Source organism: Gordonia sp. L191, from assembly GCF_030077625.1.
Lineage (GTDB): Bacteria > Actinomycetota > Actinomycetes > Mycobacteriales > Mycobacteriaceae > Gordonia > Gordonia polyisoprenivorans_A.
In genome coordinates this window covers 5,144,874-5,167,620 of the sequence record NZ_CP125996.1, presented here as the reverse complement: position 1 = coordinate 5,167,620, position 22,747 = coordinate 5,144,874, and the positions used below count along the sequence as shown (strand labels likewise).

21 protein-coding genes and 1 pseudogene are annotated in these 22,747 nt (G+C 63.9%); 13 read left to right on the top strand and 9 right to left on the bottom strand.

Going from position 1 to position 22,747, the window contains the following annotated elements; genetic code table 11:
• The first annotated feature begins 176 nt into the window (after positions 1–176).
• The 7 genes from QNM97_RS23240 to QNM97_RS23210 all read left to right on the top strand — a co-directional run bounded on the left by QNM97_RS23240 (position 177) and on the right by QNM97_RS23210 (position 7,256).
• Positions 177–1,184, top strand: coding sequence for an ABC transporter substrate-binding protein (locus QNM97_RS23240; protein WP_283820521.1), 1,008 nt, complete (start codon positions 177–179; stop codon positions 1,182–1,184).
• A gap of 98 nt (positions 1,185–1,282) precedes the next feature.
• Positions 1,283–2,077 (top strand): ABC transporter permease, encoded by a 795-nt coding sequence (locus QNM97_RS23235; RefSeq protein WP_079930890.1) that lies wholly within the window; start codon positions 1,283–1,285, stop codon positions 2,075–2,077.
• Complete coding sequence (locus tag QNM97_RS23230; protein WP_283820520.1) at positions 2,074–2,880, top strand: ABC transporter ATP-binding protein; 807 nt, start codon at positions 2,074–2,076, stop codon at positions 2,878–2,880. Before QNM97_RS23235 ends, QNM97_RS23230 begins: the two co-directional genes overlap by 4 nt.
• Positions 2,877–4,220 carry an amidase gene (locus tag QNM97_RS23225; RefSeq protein WP_283820519.1) on the top strand — a complete coding sequence of 448 codons (1,344 nt, stop codon included), beginning with the start codon at positions 2,877–2,879 and terminating at the stop codon, positions 4,218–4,220. The genes QNM97_RS23230 and QNM97_RS23225 overlap by 4 nt, the downstream gene beginning before the upstream one ends.
• 113 nt (positions 4,221–4,333) lie before the next feature.
• Positions 4,334–5,188: a polysaccharide deacetylase family protein gene (locus QNM97_RS23220; RefSeq protein ID WP_283820518.1), complete on the top strand. Its 855-nt coding sequence runs from the start codon at positions 4,334–4,336 to the stop codon at positions 5,186–5,188.
• Complete coding sequence (locus QNM97_RS23215) at positions 5,185–6,348, top strand: aspartate racemase/maleate isomerase family protein (protein WP_283820517.1); 1,164 nt, start codon at positions 5,185–5,187, stop codon at positions 6,346–6,348. The genes QNM97_RS23220 and QNM97_RS23215 overlap by 4 nt, the downstream gene beginning before the upstream one ends.
• On the top strand, positions 6,345–7,256 hold the full coding sequence (locus QNM97_RS23210; protein WP_283820516.1) for a polysaccharide deacetylase family protein: 912 nt from the start codon (positions 6,345–6,347) through the stop codon (positions 7,254–7,256). The genes QNM97_RS23215 and QNM97_RS23210 overlap by 4 nt, the downstream gene beginning before the upstream one ends.
• A 164-nt stretch (positions 7,257–7,420) precedes the next feature.
• Here QNM97_RS23210 and QNM97_RS23205 read toward each other — a convergent pair whose 3' ends face one another.
• Positions 7,421–8,005, bottom strand: a complete 585-nt coding sequence (locus QNM97_RS23205) for a cysteine hydrolase family protein (RefSeq protein ID WP_283820515.1) — start codon at positions 8,003–8,005, stop codon at positions 7,421–7,423.
• A 164-nt stretch (positions 8,006–8,169) separates the two neighbouring features.
• Here QNM97_RS23205 and QNM97_RS23200 point away from each other — a divergent pair, with 164 nt between their 5' ends.
• A complete protein-coding gene (locus tag QNM97_RS23200) occupies positions 8,170–9,444 on the top strand; it encodes a lipase family protein (protein ID WP_283820514.1) in 1,275 nt (424 codons plus the stop codon).
• 32 nt (positions 9,445–9,476) lie between these two features.
• Here the strand turns inward: QNM97_RS23200 and QNM97_RS23195 are convergent, their stop codons facing one another.
• From QNM97_RS23195 to QNM97_RS23165, 8 genes are all read right to left on the bottom strand, one after another.
• Complete coding sequence (locus QNM97_RS23195) at positions 9,477–9,875, bottom strand: hypothetical protein (protein WP_283820513.1); 399 nt, start codon at positions 9,873–9,875, stop codon at positions 9,477–9,479.
• 372 nt (positions 9,876–10,247) lie between these two features.
• Positions 10,248–10,916 (bottom strand): hypothetical protein, encoded by a 669-nt coding sequence (locus QNM97_RS23190; protein ID WP_283820512.1) that lies wholly within the window; start codon positions 10,914–10,916, stop codon positions 10,248–10,250.
• On the bottom strand, positions 10,913–11,641 hold the full coding sequence (locus QNM97_RS23185; protein ID WP_283820511.1) for a hypothetical protein: 729 nt from the start codon (positions 11,639–11,641) through the stop codon (positions 10,913–10,915). Before QNM97_RS23185 ends, QNM97_RS23190 begins: the two co-directional genes overlap by 4 nt.
• 6 nt (positions 11,642–11,647) lie before the next feature.
• Positions 11,648–11,938, bottom strand: a complete 291-nt coding sequence (locus tag QNM97_RS23180; protein ID WP_283820510.1) for a hypothetical protein — start codon at positions 11,936–11,938, stop codon at positions 11,648–11,650.
• Positions 11,939–12,155: 217 nt separating this feature from the next.
• Positions 12,156–12,806, bottom strand: coding sequence for an HIT family protein (locus QNM97_RS26705; protein ID WP_502875067.1), 651 nt, complete (start codon positions 12,804–12,806; stop codon positions 12,156–12,158).
• 54 nt (positions 12,807–12,860) lie between these two features.
• Positions 12,861–13,271 carry a hypothetical protein gene (locus tag QNM97_RS23175; RefSeq protein ID WP_283820509.1) on the bottom strand — a complete coding sequence of 137 codons (411 nt, stop codon included), beginning with the start codon at positions 13,269–13,271 and terminating at the stop codon, positions 12,861–12,863.
• Entirely contained in the window at positions 13,264–13,896 is a 633-nt protein-coding gene (locus tag QNM97_RS23170; protein ID WP_283820508.1) for a nucleoside/nucleotide kinase family protein, read from the bottom strand. Before QNM97_RS23170 ends, QNM97_RS23175 begins: the two co-directional genes overlap by 8 nt.
• Positions 13,897–15,186: a prenyltransferase/squalene oxidase repeat-containing protein gene (locus QNM97_RS23165; protein ID WP_283820507.1), complete on the bottom strand. Its 1,290-nt coding sequence runs from the start codon at positions 15,184–15,186 to the stop codon at positions 13,897–13,899. It lies immediately after the preceding gene.
• A 225-nt stretch (positions 15,187–15,411) separates the two neighbouring features.
• Here QNM97_RS23165 and QNM97_RS26550 point away from each other — a divergent pair.
• The 5 genes and pseudogenes from QNM97_RS26550 to drmB all read left to right on the top strand — a co-directional run.
• A pseudogene (locus QNM97_RS26550) lies at positions 15,412–15,459 on the top strand (hypothetical protein); the annotation flags it as partial.
• Positions 15,460–15,560: 101 nt separating this feature from the next.
• The gene (locus tag QNM97_RS26545; protein WP_349632369.1) at positions 15,561–15,890 is read left to right on the top strand and encodes a hypothetical protein; all 330 of its coding nucleotides are present in this window, start codon (positions 15,561–15,563) and stop codon (positions 15,888–15,890) included.
• A 92-nt stretch (positions 15,891–15,982) separates the two neighbouring features.
• Positions 15,983–17,797, top strand: a complete 1,815-nt coding sequence (locus QNM97_RS23155) for a UvrD-helicase domain-containing protein (RefSeq protein WP_283820506.1) — start codon at positions 15,983–15,985, stop codon at positions 17,795–17,797.
• Positions 17,794–20,982 (top strand): helicase-related protein, encoded by a 3,189-nt coding sequence (locus tag QNM97_RS23150; RefSeq protein WP_283820505.1) that lies wholly within the window; start codon positions 17,794–17,796, stop codon positions 20,980–20,982. The genes QNM97_RS23155 and QNM97_RS23150 overlap by 4 nt, the downstream gene beginning before the upstream one ends.
• Complete coding sequence (drmB, locus tag QNM97_RS23145; RefSeq protein ID WP_283820504.1) at positions 20,979–22,721, top strand: MrfA Zn-binding domain-containing protein; 1,743 nt, start codon at positions 20,979–20,981, stop codon at positions 22,719–22,721. Before QNM97_RS23150 ends, drmB begins: the two co-directional genes overlap by 4 nt.
• The last annotated feature ends 26 nt before the right edge of the window (positions 22,722–22,747 follow it).

Here is a 22,747-nt window from a genome sequence, read left to right as displayed (position 1 = left end):
TGTCCACAGAATTGGTCCGACCACCTCTGTAATCATCAGTGATCTTTGCGTTACGGTCGGGCAATTGCGCGGCCATACCGTGATGCTTGTCGGTCGATGACCGTACGAATCATCGTCATTGAGATGGAGGAGCGCGTCCCATGCGCCGGAAACAATTCACCAGGACCCTCTCGACCATGACGGCCGCGGTCGCCCTGTCCGCGGCGTTGTTGACCGCCTGCGGTAGCGGCGACAGCGCGGCCTCGGACGAGATCGTCGTCGCATCGCCGCAGTGCGCGCACTGTCTTGCGATGTCGTTGCTTCCCGATCAGATGCCCGGGCAGAAGGTGACCTATCAGAACTTCACCAAGCTGACCGACCTCAGCACAGGTCTGGCGTCGGGCCGAATCAGCGTCGGGCAGATCGACTACACCGCGCTGGTCAGTTTGGCCTCCAAAGGGCTACCGATTGTGGCCATCAGCGGCCAGGTCAACGGCGGCTCGGATTTCGTCACCAGTCCCGCCCTGCACCTCGCTGAGAACGACTGGCCGGCCTTCGTGACCGCGGCCCGCAAGGCCAAGTCCGAGGGGCAGCCGCTCAAGATCGCCTCGCAGTTCGGCACCGTGCAAGATATCGAGCTACGACTCGAGTTGCCCGCCAAGGGAATCGACCCGAACACCGACGTCGAGATGACCAACGTTCCCTACGAGGGAATGGGACAGGCGTTGTCGAACGGGTCCGTCGACGCCGCTATCCCGGCACAGCCCTTCGCCGCTGAGATCATCGACAAGAAATTCGCCCAGCACTTCGCCTACCCCTATGACCAGCCGGCGGGTGACCTCACCAACGTCGTCGTGGTCAGCAAGACCTACCTCACCGAGCACCCCGACAAGGTCAAAGAGATCGCCAAGGGGATGAGCAAGCTCGTGCCGTATCTGAAAACCACTGCCGGACAGCAAGCGTGGGTCGCGGCTATCAAGAAATACACCAACGTACCCGACGCCGCGATCACTGCGGCGATGCCGCAGCTCAGCCCGGACTACGACATGCCGATGAGTCAGATCGAGGCGATCGCCAACGCGATGTACGCACAGAAGCTGATTCCCGAGTCGCTGACCGCAGCGCAACTGCGCGACCACGTCGACTACACGCCGCTGTCGGAAGCGACCGGGAGTTCACCCGCCGAACTCGGAGACAACCAGTGAGTGAGGTATTGGTGGTAAGTGACACACCGTCGGCCACGGGGGTGGTAGATCCGCCGGAGCCGTTGGCGCCCAAGCAACATCGACGAAGAGCCGGTTCGATGAGCGTGGTGCGCAGAGTCCTCGTGGGGACGGTGGTCCCCATCCTGATCCTCCTGGGCTGGGACCTGATCGTGCGGGCGGGAGTATTCCCGACGGCCTTGATCCCCTCGCCGTCGATGGTGCTGGCGACCCTCGGCGATTGGGCGACCGGATCGAAAGGAGGGATGTTCTACAGCGGAAAGTTGTTGACCGACACCGCCGCGACCCTCGAGCGAGTGGGCATCGGCTTCGTCTCGGCCGCCGTCGTCGGAGTTCTCCTCGGCCTCCTCATCGGTGTATCCCGATGGGCAGACGAACTTCTCACGCCCACCATGCGGATCCTCGGGCCTGTTCCGCCGACCACCTGGATTCCGGTGTGCATCGTCGTGTTGGGCATCGGCTCGCTCACCAACTACTTCTTGGTGTTTCTCGGTGCGGTGTTCCCGGTGGCGGCATCGGCAACGGTGGCGGTCTCGGGAGTGTCGCGCGATCTGGTCCGTGCGGCGCGGATGATGGGGCGTCGACGGCTCGGCGTCACCTTCGCCATCGTGTTACCCGCGGCACTCCCTGGAATCGTCGGCGGCCTGCGGATCGGTCTTGGCCTGGCCTGGATGATGGCCGTGACCTCCGAGATGCTGGCTGTCCGTTCGGGTTTGGGATACACGATTTGGAACTGTTACAACTACCTCGACTACCCGGGTGTGTTCGCCGCCATGATCGTTCTCGGGATCTGCGGTCTGGCGACCGACATGATCTTGCGTGCGATCAGTTCGTCGGCCCTACGCTGGCACACCGCGACAGGAGTTCGCGCATGAGCGCCACCCCCACAGAGGTGACCGCTGCCACCACGGCGACCTCGGTTCACCTCGACGACGTGACCAAGCAGTACTGGCAGAGGGAGCGCTGCACCACCGCGCTGAACCGCTGCTCGCTGCACATCGAAGCCGGGGAGTTCTTCTCCCTGCTCGGCCCCAGCGGAACGGGCAAGACCACCCTGCTCAATCTGCTTGCGGGGTTCGAGCGCCCGGACGCGGGAACGGTCCGGATCGGTAGCCGCGACGTCGGCGGCCCCGGCCCCGACCGCGCCGTCGTGTTCCAGTCGCCGACGCTGTACCCGTGGCTCACTGCGGCAGGCAACGTCGCCGAGGGTATGCGCCATCTGAAACTATCGCGCTCGCAACGGAAGAGCCGTGCCATCGAACAACTCGCGGAGGTGGGCCTCGAACATGCCGCCGGCCGGTATCCGCACCAGATGTCGGGAGGTATGGCGCAGCGCGTCGGTATCGCACGGGCACTGGCCATGCGTCCCGACGTCTTGGTGATGGACGAGCCTTTCGCAGCACTGGACGCCTACGTCCGACGCGAAATGCAGGAGCTGGCCGTGCGTCTGCAGCAGGAACGCAACGTCACCACGTTGTTCGTCACCCACTCGATCGAGGAGGCGCTGGTACTCAGCGATCGGGTGGCCACCATGGCCGATGGCAAGGTGACCGAGATCTTCGAGGTCCGCTCACCCCATCCACGCGACGTGACCGCACCCGACTTCAATGCACTGCGCCGGGCCATCGCCGACCGTATCGAAGCCGGTGTCCGCGCCGAACGTGAGCGGACGCGGTGAGCACAGGTGACCGGATCACCGACGCACTAACGCGCCTCGATGAGTTCGCCTGGACCAATTGCATGGTCCATGTCGACCCCGACGCGATCCGCGCGGCTGCGGCGTCGGCGCCTGCCGGGCCGCTGCACGGCCTGCAGTTCAGTGTGAAGGATCTGTTCGCGGTGCGCGGAGTACTTTCGCGCGCAGGGAGTCTCGTTCTGGAGGGCTATCGGCCGACCGCCGATGCGACGGCCGTCGCCAGGGCACGGCAGGCCGGCGCGGTGTTCGTCGGGAAGTCCAACTGTGCGGAGTTCGGATTCGGTATCGACACCGAGACCCGACTGGGTGGTCGTGTCCTGCACCCGTTTCGGGACGATCTCTCGCCCGGCGGGTCCAGTGGCGGTGATGCCGTGGCCGTCGCAACCGGAATCGCCGACTTCGCGATCGCCGGCGACTACGGCGGATCGGCCCGCTGGCCCGCCCAGGCGCTCGGAATCCACGGATTGCGCACGGGCATCGGCGCAGTGCCCCTCGACGGCCGTATCGGCGGTCTTGGTGCCACACGGCGCGCTCCCACCGGGAGCGGTTCTGCACCGTGGCGACTGAATCACCTGGAGACCGTGAGCGTGATGGCGCGAGATCCGCAGACGCTGCGGCGAGCCACCAACGCCGTGTGTGATTTCCGTATTCCTCGCGCGCGGACACGACGGCTGTTGCTCTCCTTCGGCACCGAGATCGCCCCGATCTCGCGTGAGGTCCGCGCTGCGGTGGTCGAGGTTGCGGCGCGGGCCACCGAGCGGGGGTACACCGTCGATATGGCCGAGGACGTCTTTGCCGGGGCCATCGACACCTACAACCTGTTGCGCGCCCGGCTCGACGATCAGTCCGATGTGGCCGCTGTGGTCCGGGGCAATGAGGATCTGCTGTGTGATCAGACGCGCGAGGTGTTGGCGGACGCCCCTGGCCACGTCGTGATCGACGACGAGATCCGCGACGCGTGGACCATTGCGCTGCGCCTTCGGGAGCGCCTTCGGGAGGCCATGACCTCCTACGACGCGATTCTGATGCCCTGCGCTCCGGCTGGGGCGTTACCGTTCGGCGCGGGTGTGGAGGTCGACGGCGTCCGAGTGGAAGGCCATGCCCTGATGGCGCACCTGCGCGCCGTATCATTGACCGCCCTACCAGCGATGACCATGCCGGTGGATGGCGGGCGCGCGATCTCGGTGCAGCTCGTGGGTGCGCCCGGTGGCGAGCTCGACCTGTGCGATCTCGCTCAGGCACTGGCTGTGACCACGGGGCAGCGCACGTCGAACCAGAGCGCATCGGAGTCGACTCTGCACAGCGCAGGACGGAGATCATGATTCAGTCGACCGGTGTGGGAGGCGGTCGCGGTGTCGCCGAGTACCCGCGTGATCTGCGAGGGCGGGGCCGGAGCCCCCAGAGGTGGCGATGGCCCGGCGGACGACGCGTCGCAGTGAGTGTGGTGATCAACTGGGAAGAGGGCGCCGAGCACAACGTTCTGCACGGCGACGCGACCTCCGAGAGCGCCGGATGCGATGTCGCCGACGGCGAACCGCGGGTGGGCGCGCGGGATCTGCGTACCGAGTCGATGTACGGGTTCGGTACCCGCGTCGGCGCATGGCGGCTCCTCGATCTCCTTGACGGGTATGGGATTCCGGCAACGGTCTTCGCCGCGGGTATGGCCGTCGAGCGATATCCCGAGCTGGCCGTCGAGTTCGCCCACCGCGGCCACGAGATCTGCGGTCACGGCTATCGATGGATCGACTATCACGGCGTCGATGAGCACACCGAGCGCGAGCACATCGCACGCACCGTGGAAGCGATCACGACAGCCACCGGTCGGCGACCCGCAGGGTGGTACACCGGACGAACCAGCCCCAACACGCGGCGGCTGATCGCCGAGGAGGGCGGATTCGTCTACGACTCCGATGCCTACGACGATGACGTGCCCTATTGGGACCGAAGCCTGGAATCACCGCATCTGGTGGTGCCCTACGCCTTTGACACCAACGACATGCGGTTCGCGACCTCGCCGGGATTGAGCGGCGCACGGCAGTTCGGCGACGAGCTCATCGACACCCTCGATGAACTCGTTGCCGACAGTGCGGCGGGCCCAAGCATGATGAGCGTCGGCCTGCACCTGCGTCTGGCGGGCCGACCCGCCCGGACTCGCTCCGTTCGGCGGTTTCTCGACCACGCTGTCCAGCGATCCGACGACGTGTGGTTCGCCCGGCGAATCGACATCGCGCGGTGGTGGATCGACAACGCCGGGGTACCGGCCGCACTGAGCGAAGGAGCGGGCAGGTGACCATCATCGGGATGATCGTCCCGTCGTCGAACACTGTGGTGGAGCCGGCAACCGCGCGAATGCTCGCGGATCGGCCCGACGTGAGGGTGGTGCACACGCGGATCCGCGTGCACACCATCACGATCGAAGGTAGCGGCGCCGCATTCGACGCCGAGTCGATGGTGTCGGCGGCACGACTGCTGGCCGACGCCGGCGTCGATGTGATCGTCTGGAACGGCACCGCAGGATCGTGGCTCGGTGTGGGATACGACCACGACATCTGCGCCGCGATCACCGCGGCCACCGGCGTGCCTGCGACGACGTCGACGCTGGCGATTATCGAAGCCTGCCGTGCTTTCGGAGTGACCCGACTCGCCGTCGCCACCCCGTACACAGCAGATGTGGTCGCCGCCATCGCCGACGAGTACGCCACGCACGGTATTGACGTTGTCTCACACGCCGAATGGGGATTGAGCGACAACAGGTCCTTCGCCGATCCGCCGCCGGCGCAGGTGGCAGAGCTGCTCACTGCTGCGGTCGGCGACAGCGCTCCGCATGCGGTGGCACTGATCTGCACCAACGTCGACGGCGAGGCGGTGGCGGGCCAGATGGAGCACCTACTGGGAATCCCGGTGCTCGACAGCGTTGCTGCCACGTTGTGGTGGGCGCTGGAAGCCTCGGCCGGTGGTGCCGAGATCGTCGGGCACGCAACCCTACTGAGGCAGGCGTCATTTCGGCGCGGAGCCATGGCGATCGTCGACGAACTACGTCGGCAATTGGGCTGTGCCCGCGTCACCCTGCGCGTCGACCATGAGGAGCTCGGCCTGCACGTCGACACCAGTGTTGCCGAGGCTCTCGCGCCGGGGGAGCCGTCGATGATGCATGCCGGCCCGGTCGATCAGCGGTCGATGCAGACCGTGCAGTGGTTGCTGCGACATCGGGAAGTGCTGGTGCAGAATTCTTTTCAGAGTCCGCCCTTTCCGCCCTCGTCGCTTCGGGAGGTGTATGGGATAGCTGCCCAGATGCTCGGTCCGGTGGAGATCGGCGGTGAGGTGACGGCCTGGCTTTCGGCGCACAGCCGAAGCGAACGCCAATGGTCGGCCGCCGATGTCGCAGCGATGGACACAGCCGGAAAGGCTACTGCAGCACTGATAGCCGGACGAGATGGAGAGAAGAGATGACCGCGAAGACGATCCAGGTGTGCGTCGGCATCGACGTCGACTCCTGTGCAGGGTGGCTGGGCTCGTACGGCGGCCAGGATTCACCGAATGACATGCAGCGAGGGGTCTTCGCCGGCGAGGTCGGCGTTCCCAGATTGCTGCGGCTGCTGGCGCGCCGCGGCATGGTGAGTACCTGGTTCTGGCCGGGCCATTCCATCGAGACGTTCCCGCGGCAGGCGCAGATGTGCGTCGATGCTGGACACGAGATCGGGGCGCACGGCTACAGCCACGAGAATCCGAGGTCGTTGAGTCTCGCGCAGGAGCGCGATGTGATGGAACGCAGTGTCACGCTCATCGAGCATCTCACCGGTGCCCGGCCGCGGGGATACGTCGCGCCTTGGTGGGAGATGAGCGAGCACACGGCGGCAATTCTGGCCGAATACGGATTCACCTACGACCATTCGCAGAACTACAACGATTTCGTTCCGTTCTACGCGCGGGTCGGCGACTCGTGGACTCCCATCGACACCTCGGCGCCCGCACATACGTGGATGCATCCCCTGGTGCACGGACACGAGATCGATCTGGTCGAGTTCTGCGGCAACTGGTACGTCGACGACCTGCCACCGATGATGTTCATCAAAGGCCACGCCAACTCGCACGGCTTCGTCAACCCCCGCGACATCGAGCAGATGTGGAACGACCAATTCGACTGGGTGTATCGGGAGCTCGACTATGCGGTTATCCCGATGACCCTGCACCCCGACGTGTCGGGGCGTCCGCAGGTGCTGCTCATGCTCGAGCGGTTGCTGGATCGATGGGCGACGTTCGACGGCGTCGAGTTTGTCACGATGGCCGATGCGGCCGTCGAGTTCCGTCGCCGGTTCCCGCTCGGCGGCGCGGCTCGTCCCGAGTTCGTGGGGCGGTAGCAGACCGATACCGAATCCAGAAGTGGGAATCGGACAACACTCCACGGTGCGAACAGGGCGACCGGGCTTGTGGGTCGAGGGATCACTCGTCGGCGCGATGACCATGTGTGCGTGGCACCGTCAGGAAGGGGTCGGGACCAAGGAGGTATCGACGAGGAGATCGGTTACTGACGACTGGTGGAGTCCGCGCGGATGAGCGCGAGAACATCTGCCGTAGAACCGGTCTCGGCGATCTGCGGAAAGATCGACTCGACGCTGTGCGCGTGACGCTCGGCGCTCGAGTCGGTCATCGCATCCGTCGGCAGCGACACATGGAAGCCCGCTTCGTGGGCGTCGCGGGCGGTCGACTCCACCCCCGCGCCGCTGGCGATACCGACCACGACGACCTGCGTGACTTCACGCGTGCGCAGTGTCTCGGCGAGCCCGGTACCGACGAAGGCGCTCCGCGAGTATTTGGTGACGACGATGTCGCCGGGCTCGGGAGCGAGTTGATCGATGAACTCGGTGGCCTCAGGTGCGATCGTGCGCGCCGGCTGCCCGGCGTTGCGGTCGGTCCGGCCGGGCGGAATGCCCGCGACGTTGACCATCACCACCGGCAGATCGTGCGCGCGGAAGGCGGCGACCAGCTCGCCGATCCGATCGATAACCTGCGCCGTCGGATGCGGCGCCAGATCGTCACGGAACGCGATCCCGCGCTGCATGTCGATGACGATCAGCACGGTCATCGGGTCGAGAGTGGTCATGGTCACGATGGTTCTCCTTGCGTGCGCGTCGACTCGTCGAACCTGAAAGTACGCCCTGAACCTGGCAATGCTGGAATGGCTGTGCGGCCCCCGACCGTTGAAGAACGTAGAGGGCATCTGCACCCGTCTGACCTGGCGTGCGGGTGCCGCGACACGAAAAGAGGTGTGTGATGGTTGCCGACCTGAGCACGGCGAACGCAGCGGCGCACGGCGCGGACGCCATGGACGAAGCTCCTGCGCCGATCCTGCCCACCGAGGACGATTTCTACGACGCGCCGGAGGGTTTGGAGAGCCTGACGCCGGGCGAGATCATTCGCACGCGGCAGGTAGAGCTCAAGGACTTCTGGACCTCGCACCACCGCAACATGGGTTGGCAGGTGCTGTACCGCTCCACCGATCTCAACGGTGTGGCCTGCGTCGCCGCGACCACCATCGTCCTGCCGCGACGCCGAGCGACCGGGGCCAAGTTCCAGCTGCTGTCGTTTCAGTGCGCGATCGACGCCGTAACCTCGAGCTGTTTCCCGTCGTACGCGTTGCGCAAGGGGACAGGGGCGCGGCGTGCGGTGGCGCCGTTCGAGTTCCTGGTGGTGCGGCGCGCACTCGCGAAGGGTTGGGCGGTGTCGATCCCCGACCACGAGGGCATGCTCGGTGCATGGGGTGCGCCCCGGGAACCCGGATATCGCACGCTCGACGGCATCCGCGCGGCGCTCGCGCTCCCCGAACTCGACCTGACCCCCGACGTGCCGGTCGGCATGTGGGGCTACTCCGGCGGAGGCCTGGCCACCGCGTGGGCTGCCGAAATGGCACCGACGTACGCACCGGAACTGAACCTGATCGGCGCGGTGCTCGGCTCGCCGGTCGGCAACATGGCCTCCGCGTTGCTGCGTCTCAACGGGGGATTCCATGCTGCGCTGCCGATCATGGTGATCGCCGGGCTGCGGCGCGTCTACCCCGCGCTCGACGCTGCCATCAAGGAGCATGCCACCGAGTCGGGTCGGCGCAACCTCGACGCGATCGCCCGCACCGGAACACCGGACGCGTTGCGCGAATTCAAGAATCACGACGTCGACGACTATCTCGACATCCCGGTTGCCGACATGCTCGCGCAACCCGAGATCGCCGAGATGATGTCCGACATCCAACTCGGCAGTCACACACCGACCATTCCGCTGCTGGTGGTGCAGGCGGTGCACGACGAGGTGATCGACGTCGACGACATCGACAGCCTGGTCGACCGTTACCGCGAGAACGGGGCGTCGGTGACGTATGTGCGTGATCAGCTCAGTGAGCACTACTCGCTGCTGCCGCTGTCGGGGCCGCTGGCCGTCTCGTGGCTCTCGCACCGGCTCGCCGGCCGTCCGGCCCGCGATCGCACGGTGACTTCTGTTGCCGGACAACCGGAACCGCGGATCTCGCGGCAGTGGGTGACGGGCCCGTTCCGTTAGGCCGAGGCGGCGTCGACGCCGAAGGCGTGAGATCACTCAATTCCGAAGCGGCGCTCAAGGAGTCGTTCCCGGCTGCGCCGTTCAGCGAGCTCGTCCCGTGCTTGCGGATGCTGCCAGTAGTAGTGCAGCAGTGTGTGCAGGGTGAGTGGTCCCACGCATGACAGCGATGCGTCGTAGTCGGTTCGGCCGGCCAGGGAACGCACTTCGACGCGCATCGTTGCTTTGAACCGTGTGGGCCGCAACTCCAGAAGTGCCTCCCACGGTGTGGTGAGTTCCCGCCTGGTGCCTGGTTCGAAGGTCACTGTTGTCGGCGTCAGGATCACTGCGGAGCCCGTGCGTGGTCGGAACGCGGCGACGACCCCGCAGAAGCAGAGAGCTGCACCAACCAGCATCATGATCGTCACCAGCGTCTCGTCTCCGGGTTCGGCCATGTTGGTGACCGTCCCGGTGTACGCCGTAACCGATTGCCAGACAACCGATGAACGCTCCGAGCGAGCTCGGCAATAGTGCCCATGACCGCGGACGCACGTCGATGACCAGCCCACTAACGGTCGATCGCACCGGTGCGCGGGCAAGCGAACGTCTGTCGATGGACAGCAGGACGAACATGTTGAGCCCGAGGATGGTGAACGTGACACCCCAGGACAGCAGATAGATCTCGTGCGCCGGTGTGCGATCCTGCGCTCCGATCGCCGCCACCACCAGGATCCAGACGCCGCACACAGTGACCATCAGACCGAAGAGTGCGGTCAGTTGTTGCGCCCGCTTCCACGCCGTGGGCAGCGGAAGTTGTTGTCGTGTCGTCATTTCGGGCACACCAACCGTCCGATCTCGTCGCCTGCCTTGCCGAATACCCAGGTGCCGGCGGCAGCGCCGGCGCCGGCACCGAGTACGGCCAAGGGGCCGGCCGGGGCTGACAGCCCGGCTACTGCCGCGCCCATGGCCCATCCGCCCGCGCCGCCCATGACCCCGCTCATCAGTGCCCGGCATGCCTCGTAGTTGTTGTCGGCGTTGATGATGTCGGAGGCGGTCACCGCGATTGACAGCGCGGGGCCACCGAACTTCATCCCCGACGCTATGCCGGCGCGGGCGATCGGGCCGGCTTCGAGGTGTCCGTTCTTGGCGGCCACTTCCATCGAGGCCATGCCTGCGCCGAACAGTGTTTCGCTGGGATGTGTGAAGTAGCCGGCGTCGGCCGGCAGGCCTTCGTTGCGGGTGCCGTCGGGGTTGAGCGTCCACCCTTTCTTGGCGCCGTCGGCGGTCACCACCTTGTACGCGCCGCCCGACGGGGTTTGTACGCGTGTGGCAACGGTTCCCGAACGGTCGCCGCGGGTTTCGTTGATGGCGACCACCAGGTTGCCCTGCGGATCGTACTGAGTTTCGGTGTGCGAGGTGAGAGTGTCGTCCGCGGCGAACCTCGCCTCGACGACGCCGTCGTTCCCGACCGCCGACGTCGTGCGGTCGGTGATCACGGTCCGACCACCGTCCTGCATGAGCACGGTCGTCGTCGAGCCGTTGACGACGGTGTCGGTGTCGACGCGGGCGATCGTGGTCGCGGCGTCGACGTCGCGGATCTGCCCTGCCGGAGCTGCCCCATGAGTTCAGCCGGATTGGGTACTTCGTCTTGCGGAGGAGCCGCACTGGTGTTGATCATCGCCTCCATCAGGGTGGGCGCCTGCGGCAGGGTGACGGCCTGCGATTGTGCAGTCGCGCGCAGGCTGTTGGCAGTCGCATCGTCGGCGGTGCCGACGGCGAGCAGTTTGGTATTGGTCGCCGCCTGCGCCGAATCCCGTTGTTTGCGTAGCTCAACCAGCACCTCGGACGTGTACTCCTTCGGTCGGATCAGGACCACCCAGAGGTCGTTCACCCACAGATCACCGGTCTCCACAGCGGTCACGTGATCGAGCAGCGACGACCGTGCCCACGCAAGATCGTGTGCCCCGATCGTCAATGCACCCGAGACGGCCTCGGCCGCATCGGCGATCGCATACGCCGCACGCTTGGCCTGATCGAACGACCGTTGGGCCGCGGTTTGCGCCGGGCCCGTCCACCCCTGGTACTCGGGCAGTCCGGCGCATTGCCCCGCCGCGTACTCGGCCGCGGTCTCGATGGCCGACCCCGCGGTCTTTACGGTGTCGGCGGCTTCGGTGAGTTGTTCGGGTTGCCAGCTCTGCAGGCGAGAACGACTGGGCAGCATGCGGTGTCAGGACTCCCACACCGATGAGAGAGCGGTGGCGACCTCGGTGTCTTGAGCGACGTAGTTGTTGGCGCTGCCCCGCACGGCCGCACCCATCGCGTCGAGGTGGCGGGCAAAGGTGCCGACGAGATCGACGAATCCCTCGCCGACGAGAGCTGCGGTGTACGCCGTGGTCGACCCGGGAATGCACCGCCCGGCACCCGTGATCGCGTCGGCTAGGTGGGCGTCGGCCACCGCCTGCGACGTCTGCGTCACCTGTGTTCCGAATGCGCGCAACGCATCTGGATCGACGTCCACCACACCCCCGTACGTCCCGTTTGTCCGGTCGGGGATGAACCTAACACGGCCCGCGGGTGGGGCCGTGTTGGTTATCCACAGGACGGTGTGGGGGTCAGTCCTCGAGGTCGGGTACCGCCCACAGATGGCGCTTGGTGGCGGCCGAGTACAGCGGCGCGTCGCACGCGAGCGGTGTCAGGGTGCTGTTCGCTGCCACAGACGTGACGATCCATGGCAATTATTCCCGAAAGGTGTCCGAACCTCGGTGGAATCGATCACCCACAGCGTTCGATAGCGTCGAACGCAGCACGTGCCGCGTGACTGCCATGTTTTCAGCGAATGGGCAAACAGCCCAATCGAACTGGTCTCCGATCGAAAGTGAACTTGCCAAGAGTCTCCGTACGTGCTGGGAAGGAACACCATCGTCCGTCCCAGTTAGCATCTTTGACGATCCGATTGGGCTGAATGCGACGTACGACGACTCGTTTAGTCTGGAAAACTGTTCATCGAAGAGCTGTGAACTGGCGTTGAATTCCAGGCTACTGAGGATCTCGTGGTCCAGACCCGCGGTGCTTGGAAAGATGTGAAGGTGCGCGTGAGAGATGCATGGGCCGCTGACTCGGCCAGGGTCAGAACCATGTTCGAATACAGATGTCGGCCCAAATTCTATTTCGATGACCTTTCGCATGGTCTCCACGAGATCGACTGCGTGAGCCCGTTGATTCTGAGGAAGCTGAGCAAAGGATGTGAAATGCGTTCTTGGCGAGATGAGTACGTATCCAGGTAATAAGCAGCCTATCGTCGGGAAGCATACGAGATCGGGCGTTTCCACGATTATGCGTGATTCAGATGGCGACGATTGGAATCCACGGTTCTTTGATCCAATCATCTCATGAACTGAGAACTCCCGACAAAACTCACAGTCCGGATCTAAGGTTGACATCTAACTCTCGTAACTGAGGTAGGATTCGGCCTGCATCCTGTTGTATGCAACGAAGCCGCGGCGCGACATACTGCCCAGGAACTGGACTTCGAGATCGGCTAATTGGACTGTATTGAGAAGCAAGAATGCTTGCACATGGTCCACATTGAGCACTGTACGGTAGTACAGGCCGAACAGTGCCTCGCCGGAGCGTAGCTGCGACTGCAACTGATCAAACAAGGTGGAAATCCAGTATGTGGGCTCTTCTTTCGAAGAAGATATAACCGATTTGTTCTCCGAATAGAATCGAGAATCAACCCTCAAGGGGCGGCCCTCGACTGCGCAAAGCTCTGCCGGTTTGAACTGTACTTCACCTATCACTGCGGCAGCATTTAAGCGCTCCAGGACTGCCCAGTCGGGACTGTTACCCATCTATGCACTTCCTGAAGAAGATCTCACGCGCATCTCTTATAGTTTCTGCAAGGTCGCTGTTGACCAGCACTTCGTCAAACACATGGTGTCGCTGGCCGTCTTCTGTGACTATTTCGGGTTGTGAGTTGATATATTCGAGCGGCTCTTTTTGGTGGCTGGTGCGGAGGCGTAGCGCTCGCGTGTCATCACGGTTACGTTTTAATAGTCTCGCTTCGAGCTCGGTAAACTGGTCGGAGATCGAATCGCCAGGGGGTATCAATGCGATTGAAAACAGCCGCGACCCATAGTTGCGTTTAAGCTCTCCGGCACCCGCGTCGCCAGCATAGATGCTATGGATACACACAAGACCCTTGTCGATCGCACTATCAATCTCATCAAGATTTGTCGCATACGCGGTTTCGCCCGACAACTGCTTGTTGAAAATCCATCTTCCAGAGTCGACGATCCTACGGAATTCTTCGGGGTCGGCGTGAGTGTAGGTAGGATCTGCGATACTGTCGACGGGCCGGGTCGTCAACGTGGCGACTCGGTGAACCTGTGGTTCGAACTCTCTCACGAGGTCGTTTAGAACGGAGTCTTTTCCGACAGCGTACGGGCCGCTGACGTTAAAGATTCGAGCCTTCATTCATAGCCTCCTTAACAAGTCATAAACGAGGTTGGATATAACATTGAGAATAAGAGATGCGACTACTACCATTATTGCCTTGACTCCAAAACTTTCAATCACGCCGGCGACCCGAAGTATTCCGATGATTAACACCGTAAAGATGATCCAACAGATTGCAGGCCAATGCCTACTAACGAGCCGCGCGGCCTTTGGCGTGGTGGCTTTGTGAAAAACGATCCGGTGTCTTCCAAGCCAGATTGAATCGATATCAGCTGGCACGAGGGCGTGCCATGCCGATAGCGCTATGCTTATGTCATAGAGCATCCAGCTTGGCGGAGTGCTGCGATACTGGTTGCCTGCGAATATGTGCCAGCGGCCGTTATTCACCCCTTGAACGCAGTTTATTACACTATGGACCACGACGCTGTCGTCGTAGGTGCGGGCAGCGACGAGAGTTCGAAGGGCTGTCGCTGCGACTGCGTGTGAGTACTCGACGCGTAGGGTTCGTGAGCCAATGTCCACGCTAACTTCTTCGTGGGCCCCGCTTACCGGACTGCTGATCCAATCTGGATGCTCCTGATATACGTTGACAAGCCAACCAACTGCCCGCGATATCTCGGCGGAGTAGCGTCTATACGGGGTCTGAGCTTGCAATAGCGCCTGCACGGCTTCAGCGGTCGCCGCTACCGAGGTTTGACCGCTGGAGTCTCGCCATGCCCCAGTTGCGGGATCGACCTCTGTGAGAAGTCGACCAAGCGCTCGCTGGGTCGCGTCCTTGTATTCGCGCCCATGAAGGCACAGAACCTGAATGGCGATGGCGGTGCTGTAAGTCCTGTAGGGGGCACCTGGCGTGATCCCCCAGCCCCCCAAGGGTGACACCTCGTTCGCTTCAAGCCAGTCGAGACTGCGCGTCGCTGCTGATCGAGCTTCAGCGGCGAGTGCCGGATCGTGGGTTGATGCGCGCGCCAAAACTTCGAGTACGGCACAGGTGGCGTCCACCACGGGGATCGTGTTGAGATTTGAAACGAACGTCCAATACTCCTGGTCTACCTGGCGTGACAGTAGGCATCTCATTGCGGAAATCGCGTGAGCGGGATCGACTGCGGCCCCAAGTGCTCCCAGACTCACGAGCGCGTTCGCCGTCGCCACGGTACCAACACGATCTCGAGAGCTGAGAACGCGGTACCAGCCCGCCTCGCCGTTCCAGTGATGAAACGCTGTAACCCAGCGGTCGGTGAGGTCCGAGTTGGCTTTGTGAAGCGCATCCATTTGGAACGTGTAACCGGCAATTGGCAGCTTGCGTGACATCCAACCTTCTCGTTCACGTCCGACGAACCTGAGGTCCAGCCATCGTACTGTGCTCCGGCAGTCGACAGGACCCAGGCACTCCGTCGTTGTTGGCTGTTTAGCGGCGTCTGGCAACAAACTGCATTTGCACTGCTTAGCTCCTAACCTGTTCGGGTGGACGGTTCATCTGGCGGCGGCGATACCTCGGCCCGGCCCACCGCCTCGTCAACAGCCGTCCGTGCCCGCATGAGCCGCCAGCGCACCAAGGACACAGCCCCCGAGGTTCGGGTCCGCAAGATCCTGCATGCACGCGGTGCTCGTTTCAGGACCGAGGTCAAGCTCGAGCCGGATATGCGGACCCGAGCAGACATCGCCTGGCGGGGATTCGGCTGGCCGTGTTCATCGACGGCTGCTTCTGGCACGGGTGCCCCGAGCACGCGACGCGCCCGGCCGCGAATGCGGAATGGTGGGCGCAGAAGCTCGATGCGAACATTGCGCGAGATCGGCGCGCGGACGCGCTTCTCGCCGAGCGGGGCTGGACAGTGCTGAGGTACTGGGAGCACGAGAACCCTGAGCAGGTCGCGGACGACATTCTCGGCGCGATCCAGCGGTTGCGGGACCGCCCCGATGGGCCAACCGTCTTCGCGACGCAGAGGCCCACAATTTGTCCGTCAGAAGGGGGAAGTAGCGCTCCGATGGCGAAATCGCAGCCGCTGATCGAGTAGAACTCTTTGCATGGCTTATGTCCGGGCACCACATCCGACCGGTATGGGTCGGGAGCGGTGATGACTGGGGTGCGCAGTGCGAGGAAGCGGTGATGAACGACCGCGAACGCCCCGCGGTCGAACTCGATGCCGCCCAGCGCAGGGTGGTGGAGGCGCCGGCCGATGAGCGGCTGATGGTGGTGGCTGGAGCCGGACAAGGCAAGACAGAGGTCGTCGCGGAGCGCCTCGCGTTCCTCATCGACGATGAGGGCCTGTCCGCGTCTGCGGAGCTGTTGGTCCTCAGTTTTTCCCGTGCAGCAGTGCATGCGGTTCGTTCGCGACTCTCTTCCCACGATGTCGCCGAGGTGAATGTCCGTACGTTCGATTCCTTCGCGTCGCAGGTGCTCCTCGAGGCCGGGGAGGAACCCGCAGGAGGATTCGACGAGCGGGTCCGACAGGCGACCCGGTTGCTTCGTGAAGAGGCCGAGGGCACCGAATGGATCGCCGACTTCCGCCACGTGGTGCTCGATGAGGTCCAGGACTTGGTCGGCGACCGCGCGGAGTTCGTACTTGCCGTCGTTGCGCTGCTGCCCGACGACGCCGGCCTCACCGCGCTCGGAGACCCGCTCCAGGCTGTCTACGACTTCGTCCTCGATGAATCGGAGAGCCAGACGACGTCGACACGATTTCTCGACCAGCTCATCGCGACGCATGGGGTGACCGAGGTCGGACTGCTGAAAAACTATCGGGCACGCGGTGCCGATTGCATTCGTATGAGCGAGATCGGTGTCGAGCTACGGGACGTCTCCGACGCGAACAGAGCGCGGGAGATCTTGACGGAATTCCGCGGGTCCCTGCCACGGATCAGTCGCGTGGACGAGTGGGGCTTCCTCGCGGAGTACGCAGGGCGTTCGGCGATTCTGTGCCGAAGCAACGCCGAAGTCCTCCGAATATCCCGGGCGCTCATCGACGCGGGAGTCGCGCATGCCGTCCGACGCCCCGCTCAGGCTTTCGGCGCGGCGAAATGGATCGGTCGCGCGTTGGGATCGGTGAACGGCCCGATCGCAGCCCGCTCGGTCGTCGAGCGGCGACTTGGCGAAGTGCTCGGTGAATCGGCAGTCGACGATGCGTGGTATCTGCTCAAATCGACGGAGCGGCGCGCTGGAAGCCTCGAGCAGGTGGATCTGGGCCGGGTGCGGCGACGCATCGCGTCGGCAAATGTTCCCCTGAGCTTGACGCAGGAAGACGAGGCCGACGTCGTTGTGTCGACCATTCACCGGGCGAAAGGGCTCGAGTTCGAGAACGTCTTCCTCGCGGACCGGCGAGACCCACAACAGGGCGAGCAAGACTTGTGGGCGCAGGTCAGACTCGAATATGTAGCTCTTACAAGGGCATCCGAGAGGATCGCCGCCATTGACACCGCGCGGGCGCGAACAGTGGTGACCCAGGATCGCTGGCTGCCCGGTCGGCACCAAGAACGTGTCGGGCCGAAGGGAAGGACCAGGGCGCGAGCCTTGGAGATCGGATACGCCGACACCTTCGTTGCGCGACCGATCGGGGTGGGAGAGTACTCCGCGGCGGCGGTGCAGGATGTCCTCGACTCGATCGCGCCCGGCGCAGCCGTTGATGCCCAACTCGATTCGGAGAGGTCCGACTCGCTGCGGCCCGTCTATGCCCTGATCGTCGACGGCAGGCCGATCGGGATCACCACCGATGACTTCGGCACCGATTTCGCGGCGGTGTTCAAGGTCCGGTCGGGTTTGTGGCCCTACGAGTTGACCGACATCGTCCTGGTGTCGGTGGAGACGACCACGGGTGACCCTCGAATCGCCGAGGACGCAGGTTTGGGACCGGGTGGCTTCTGGCTGGTGCCCAGGATCGCGGGGCTGGCGCGACCACTGTGGGATGTCATGGAGAAAGTGGGATGAGCGTGGACGACGTTCTGGCAGAGAAGTATCGGTTCAGGGAGGCGATGGTCGACGCGTTGCGGGGAGACCTCGTCGGGCCCGCGGAGGGCGACGACGAAGTGATCGGCGAGGCGCCGCTGAGTCGATACATCATCGGAGCGCTGTGGCCGCAACCCGCGGACGAAGAGGACGCCGAGGCTACCGAGCAAGCCGCCGAGGCCGAGCCGACCGGCGCAGAGGCCGATGGCGAGTCCGACGAGGGCAGCCCGGTCGCGGAGTCGCGCATGCGGTTCCCGTCCTCGGTGGGGATGACCTTCTCGGTGCGTTCATCGGCGGACTCGGTGATCATCACCCCGAGCGCGGCACGATACGAGGAACTGACCGACGATGACGACGCAGCGCTCGGATGGCGGCGCCACGAGGTTCCCGCGGAGCCATTTTCGCAGCAACTTCAGCGACCCGGCGTCTACAAGTCTCCTGTCGCGGAGGGGCTCGAGCTCTATCGATACGTGCGCCCCGAACGGAACGGTGTGGTCACCGTGACCGTCGCCCTCAAGAACACCCATACCGCCATCAAAGGTGATCTGCGCGACGGTATCTCGTGGTTTCAGGTGGGTATCGCCGCACAGACCCAGCACGCCGACATCGTTGATCGGTCGGCCGCCCACAACATCGGTGTCGATGACGACCTCAACACCGCGGCCTTGATGTACCGCAACGCTCATACGTTCGCGATCGGACATGGCTGCGCAGCCGAGTGGGATCTGCACGACGTGCACGACGGCGCGGTCTCGAAGGTTGCCACCACGTTCATCCCGTCGCACGAGGTCCACCGCGCCAAGCCGGGAGTCGTCACGGGCATCGACCTGCACATGAAGACGTTGGCCGAGCGGCCCATCGAAGAGATCAGCAGCAACCTTCGGGGATTGACCAGCCAATACCGTTCGTGGATAGACCCTTTGGAGGGCGAGGTCAGCACCGGGACCGCACGCGTCGGCGGCGATCTGCAACCGGTCGCGGAGCGCCATCTTCGAGAGATGCGCAAGGCCGCCGATCGGATCGATGCCGGCATCCGGCTTCTCGAGGACGACGCCGACGCGCTGCGTGCGTTTCGTCTGGCGAATCGCGCGATGCAACTCCAACGTGCACGCCAGGATTGGGTGCGAGGTGGTGCGCAGGGAACTGTGGGCGACGGCGCCGACGCACAGTGGCGTCCCTTCCAGATCGCCTATGTACTGCTCAATCTCCCGGGCGTCGCCGACCCCGCCCACGACGACCGGGGGATCGCCGACCTCCTGTGGTTCCCCACGGGCGGCGGCAAGACCGAGGCCTATCTCGGGCTCGTGGCCTTCGTCATCCTCCTGCGTCGAATCCGCAACTCGGCGGCATACGGAGTCGCCGTCATCATGCGGTACACACTGCGTCTCCTCACCATCCAGCAATTCGAGCGCGCGTCCATGCTCATGTGCTCCTTGGAGACGGTTCGCAAGAGCAATCCGGAGCTGGGATCGCGTCCCTTCTCGATCGGACTATGGGTTGGCGCGGGCGCCACTCCCAACAGCCTCAGAGAGGCGCGAACGTCACTCAAGAAGCTCGCTCGTGGTGAGGAAGTCCAGGAGAAGAACCCTGTCCAGCTCACCCAATGCCCCTGGTGCGGAACCTTTCTCGATCACGGGAACTACAAGGTGGCGAGAATGCCGGACGAGCACCTCAACATCGCGTGCGGTACATCATCGTGCGACTTCCGCAGCGGGTTACCCGTTCACGTCATCGACGAGGATGTCTACCGCGAGCGGCCGGAATTGATCCTGGGCACCGTCGACAAGTTCGCCATGATGGCGTGGAACGAGAACGTCGGAAAGCTGTTCGCCCGCGACGGCAAGGGCACCCCGCCGGAGTTGATCATCCAGGACGAGTTGCATTTGATCTCCGGGCCGTTGGGATCGATGGTGGGTTTGTACGAGACGGCCGTCGATGCCGCGTGCTCGGTCCCGTCGATCCACGACGAGTACAACAGGGCGCGACCAAAGGTGATCGCCTCCACGGCGACGATCCGCCGCGCCGACGAGCAGATCGAAGCGGTATTCGCCCGTTCGGCAACCCTTTTCCCGCCGCCGGGCATTGATCCCGATGAGTCGTTCTTCGCCGAGCCCTCGGGCAAGGACGAACTCGGCACCCGAAGATACGTCGGTGTGATGGCCTCCGGAACCAGCCATGCAACCCTGCTCGTCCGCGTGTATGCGGCTTTGCTCCAGGCAGCGAAGGACATCGACGGCGACGATGCCACCCGTGACCCGTACTGGACCCTACTGGGCTACTTCAACAGTCTCCGTGTGCTGGGCAGCGCGAATCTCCAGGTCGAGGGAGACGTCAGGGAGCGTCTCGGGGTTGTGTCGAAGCGCAATGGCACAGCGCAGCGTGAACTCAAAACGGTCAACGAATTGACCAGCCGGGTTCCCTCCTCGGAGATCCCAGGAAGGCTGAAGGCATTGGAGCGCAAGGTCGGTGGCGGCAATGCGCCCGACGACGTGGTCCTGGCGACCAACATGATCTCTGTCGGCGTGGACATCGATCGACTCGGCCTGATGACCGTGATGGGTCAGCCGCAGGCGAGCGCCGAGTACATCCAGGCGACGAGCCGCGTGGGTCGTCAGCATCCCGGCCTGGTGGTCACCATCTTCAACTCGGCACGTTCCCGTGACCGTTCGCACTACGAGAGCTTCCGTCCATTTCACCAATCCCTCTACCGTGCAGTCGAAGCGACGAGCGCGACCCCCTTTGCCGCTCGGGCGAGAGATCGTGGTTTGCACGGCGTTCTCATTGCGATGACGCGGTTACTGGTGGGTGAGTTGGCAGGAAACGATTCAGCTCATCTCGCAGCCGACTATTGGGATGACCTGATCAAGGTCGGAGACCTGATATCCGAGCGAGTCGGACGAGTGGCCCCGGACGAGCAGGTTGCGACCGATGACGAAATAGCCGCGCTCCTGAAGGTGTGGGCCGACGAGGGCGAAGCGCGGGAGAACATGAAATACCAGAACAGCCGGAACCTTCTGGCGGCACTCATGGTCCGTCCGGAGGACGCGCTCACCAGCGAGGAGATCGAATACTCTCAGCGTGAGGTTCCGTGGCCGACCCTGCAGAGTATGCGCGACGTGGATGCCGAGAGCAGCCTGTATCAAATCCCCATGAGGAGGAAGAAGTGAGCATCTCCGAGGCCAAGGCCCGTCGCAGTCAACTGCTGAGTACCTACGGCATCGGTGGTCTGTTTCCCTCGGAGACATCGAGTTTCATGATCGTAGGATTGCACGAATGGAACGAGGAACGATCCCCGGTCATCAGTGAGCCCCGGCTTGCTCGATCATTGCGTGTCCAGGAGCTGAAATCGCCTCCGGCCGGCGGAAAGAAAGACGTCCCGGTCGTCCGCTTCCCCGAAACCCAGATCTGCCCGGGATGCCGCCGCATCGGCACCACGGCTGCGCTCGGAGGGGACTGGAACGCATCGAACTGCAAGTGCAAGGAAGGCCGGGCGGGCGCCGCGCTCTCACCGTTTCGTCTGATCATCGCGTGCCCGCGCGGACACATTGACGAATTCCCCTTCTACCAATGGCTGCATCGCGACGCGGCGGACCGAGGCGACTCGAAACACGAGATGCGGATGGTGTCACTCGGACGGACATCCTCACTGGACGACCTCGTCCTCGAATGCAGCTGTGGCGTCAAGGAACAAACTCTCGAGAAGGCCTCCCAAGCATCCGCGATGAAGGGAATCACCCGCTGCCGGGGACGTCGGCCGTGGCTCGGTGAGGACCACTCGGAGGAGTGTGGCGAGACCCCACGTGTTCTCCAGCGTGGCGCTTCGAACGTGTGGTTCCCCGCGGTTCTGTCGGCGATCTCGATTCCGCCCTATTCGGAAGCCTTGGCGAAGTTCGTCGACAAGCATTGGGCGGCACTCGAAGTTCCGGAAGCGGTCAACGATGCGTTGCTCCGGAACATCGCCAAACAGTCCCGAGGTCGATTCACGGTCGAGCAGATCGTCGCCGAGGTCGAACGCCGCCGCGGCGAGGAGACGGCGGAGGACATCGACGAGGAGCAGTTGCGTCGGCAGGAGTTCCAGGCGCTCATGGACGGGCGCGAAGAGGACAAGGACGAATCCGACTTCGTCTGTGAGAAGACCGTGGTCAAACGCCAGTTCTCCGGAGACGTTCCCGGCCTGTTCACGGATCTGCGCAAGGTCACGCGATTGCGGGAGGTACGGGCCTTGCGCGGATTCTCTCGCCTCAGCGGCTCCACCGACGAGGGATCGTTCTGCTCACTGTCACCCGAACCCCTGTACTGGCTGCCCGCCATCGAGGTCATCGGTGAGGGAATCTTCCTGGCACTCGACCGCGACGAACTGACCGATTGGGCTGCAACACCTTTCGCTCAGGGGCGGCGACGCAAGCTACAGGATGCCGCCGACAGACAAGGGATCGCCTTCAAACGTCCACCCACCCAGGTCGACATCGCCAAGGTCGCTCTGCACACGCTCGCACACATCCTCATCGACCAACTCTCCCTCGACGCCGGCTACCCGGCGTCCTCGTTGCGGGAGCGCCTCTTCGTCGACGACGAGATGGCCGGCATCCTGATCTACACCGCCAGCTCCGACTCCGCGGGCAGCCTCGGCGGTGTGGCCTCCCAAGCCGACCCGGAGAAGTTCGCCGCGGCGATCAACGAAGGACTTGACAGGCTCTCCTGGTGCTCCTCGGACCCTGTCTGTATCGAGTCGCCCGCCTCGGGAACCGACGCTCTCAACATGGCTGCCTGCCACGCGTGTGTGCTGGCCCCGGAGACCTCGTGCGAGCTCAACAACACCCTCCTCGATCGCGCTCTGCTGTTCGGGACCCACGAACCCGGCGAGGAGAGTGCAGGCCTCTTCAGTGCGTATCTGAGCCGGACATAGGCTGCCCTTGGGGCAGCATCGAGGAG

Excerpts from the sequence above, each read along its gene's own strand:
- QNM97_RS23170 (WP_283820508.1), bottom strand. The coding sequence starts at position 13,896 with ATGAAGGCTCGAATCTTTAACGTCAGCGGCCCGTACGCTGTCGGAAAA.
- QNM97_RS23185 (WP_283820511.1), bottom strand. The coding sequence starts at position 11,641 with ATGCTGCCCAGTCGTTCTCGCCTGCAGAGCTGGCAACCCGAACAACTC.
- QNM97_RS23195 (WP_283820513.1), bottom strand. The coding sequence starts at position 9,875 with ATGGCCGAACCCGGAGACGAGACGCTGGTGACGATCATGATGCTGGTT.
- QNM97_RS26705 (WP_502875067.1), bottom strand. The coding sequence starts at position 12,806 with ATGATTGGATCAAAGAACCGTGGATTCCAATCGTCGCCATCTGAATCA.
- QNM97_RS23235 (WP_079930890.1), top strand. The coding sequence starts at position 1,283 with ATGAGCGTGGTGCGCAGAGTCCTCGTGGGGACGGTGGTCCCCATCCTG.
- QNM97_RS23210 (WP_283820516.1), top strand. The coding sequence starts at position 6,345 with ATGACCGCGAAGACGATCCAGGTGTGCGTCGGCATCGACGTCGACTCC.
- QNM97_RS23230 (WP_283820520.1), top strand. The coding sequence starts at position 2,074 with ATGAGCGCCACCCCCACAGAGGTGACCGCTGCCACCACGGCGACCTCG.
- QNM97_RS23200 (WP_283820514.1), top strand. The coding sequence starts at position 8,170 with ATGGTTGCCGACCTGAGCACGGCGAACGCAGCGGCGCACGGCGCGGAC.
- QNM97_RS23165 (WP_283820507.1), bottom strand. The coding sequence starts at position 15,186 with ATGTCACGCAAGCTGCCAATTGCCGGTTACACGTTCCAAATGGATGCG.
- QNM97_RS23150 (WP_283820505.1), top strand. The coding sequence starts at position 17,794 with ATGAGCGTGGACGACGTTCTGGCAGAGAAGTATCGGTTCAGGGAGGCG.
- QNM97_RS23155 (WP_283820506.1), top strand. The coding sequence starts at position 15,983 with ATGAACGACCGCGAACGCCCCGCGGTCGAACTCGATGCCGCCCAGCGC.
- QNM97_RS23175 (WP_283820509.1), bottom strand. The coding sequence starts at position 13,271 with ATGGGTAACAGTCCCGACTGGGCAGTCCTGGAGCGCTTAAATGCTGCC.
- QNM97_RS23240 (WP_283820521.1), top strand. The coding sequence starts at position 177 with ATGACGGCCGCGGTCGCCCTGTCCGCGGCGTTGTTGACCGCCTGCGGT.